General features: G+C 60.0%; 1 protein-coding gene. It reads left to right on the top strand.

The window, feature by feature from the left end; all coding sequences use genetic code 11:
- Positions 1–77: 77 nt before the first annotated feature.
- Entirely contained in the window at positions 78–1091 is a 1014-nt protein-coding gene (locus KAJ83_RS19155; protein WP_210683738.1) for an IS110 family RNA-guided transposase, read from the top strand.
- Positions 1092–1358: the final 267 nt, after the last annotated feature.

Genomic DNA, 1358 nt, shown 5'->3' with positions numbered 1-1358 from the left:
CCCCCTTTATGGATGGCCCGCCCCTCCCGCCGACATCTGTTTAAGATGTCGGTATCCAAAGAAGGAAGGAGCGAGCCATGAACATAGTGATCCTCGGTATTGATCTCGGCAAGAACAGCTGCAGCGTTGTGGGGCTGGACGAGCTCGGTGCGGTCGTTTTGAGGCGACGGATGCGGCGCGATAAGGTGGTCGACCTCGCATCGAAGCTATCCTCCTGCAAGATGGCGATGGAGGCATGCTGCGGCGCCCATCACATGGGGCGGGCACTGGTGGCATTGGGGCACGAGGTGCGGATGATGTCGCCGGAATATGTGAGGCCTTACGTCAAGGCACAGAAGAACGATGATCGGGACGCCGAGGCGATAGCAGAAGCCGCCACGCGGCCGACCATGCGCTTTGTGGAACTCAAAAGCGAAGAACAGCTCGACATTCAGACGCTACATCGGGTGCGTGACCGTCTCGTTGGTGAACGCACGTCGCTGACCAATCAAATCAGGAGCCTCTTATTGGAGCGTGGCCATGTCGTGGCGCAAGGGCACGCTCGCTTACGCAGGAGACTGGATGAACTACTGGAGCTCGATGATGACGCCCTAAGCCCGAGTATGTCGTTCCTTCTGACGGACATGAGGACACGGTGGGAAGAGTTGGACCGGCGCATCTCCGCCTTTGACGCCGAGTTCACAGCCATGGCTCGGACAGATGAGCGTGCCCGTCGGTTGACCACGGTTCCTGGGATTGGCGCTCTGAATGCGACCGCGCTGGTGGCTGCGGTCGGCAACGCGGAGACTTTCTCAAAAGGGCGTGATCTCGCCGCGTGGTTGGGCCTTGTCCCGCGCCAAGTGACAACGGGCGGAAAGCCAAAGTTGCTGGGGATCACGAAGCGGGGCAGTCGATATCTGAGGAAGATACTGATACAAGGCGCGCGCTCCGCAATGCCCAGGCTCGCCAAAAGCGATACGGCGATCGGCGCCTGGCTGCGTGCGCTTCTCGCACGGAGCCACCCAAATGTCGCGGTCGTTGCGTTAGCCGCGAAGATGGCCCGTATCGTTTGGGCTCTGCTCCATCATGGACGAACATATCAGGCTGTATAGCGGCTGGTCTGAGAGTACCGCGTCCGACGGCCGTTCCGTCTGACGCCGCGAACTGCGAGTGGTGAAAGGAAGATGGCCTGACAGTCGATCGGTATCCCGAAATCCTTCGGCGCAAAATGGCCCACTGAGGCCGACCCCTTTATGAGGATCGGGATGCGCGGATCTCCATCTTGGCGGCGGCCTCCGTGCCGAAATGCCGGATACGTTTATGCAGACTCGTCGAGTCATCTGCTGATTATTGCTTGCAGCCGGGGCGGGCCATACGTT

The organism is Marivibrio halodurans, assembly GCF_017963645.1.
Taxonomy (GTDB): Bacteria; Pseudomonadota; Alphaproteobacteria; order UBA8366; family Aestuariispiraceae; genus Marivibrio; species Marivibrio halodurans.
Note: the sequence above shows the minus strand (reverse complement) of the source record. Positions and strands in the feature narration are given on the sequence as shown.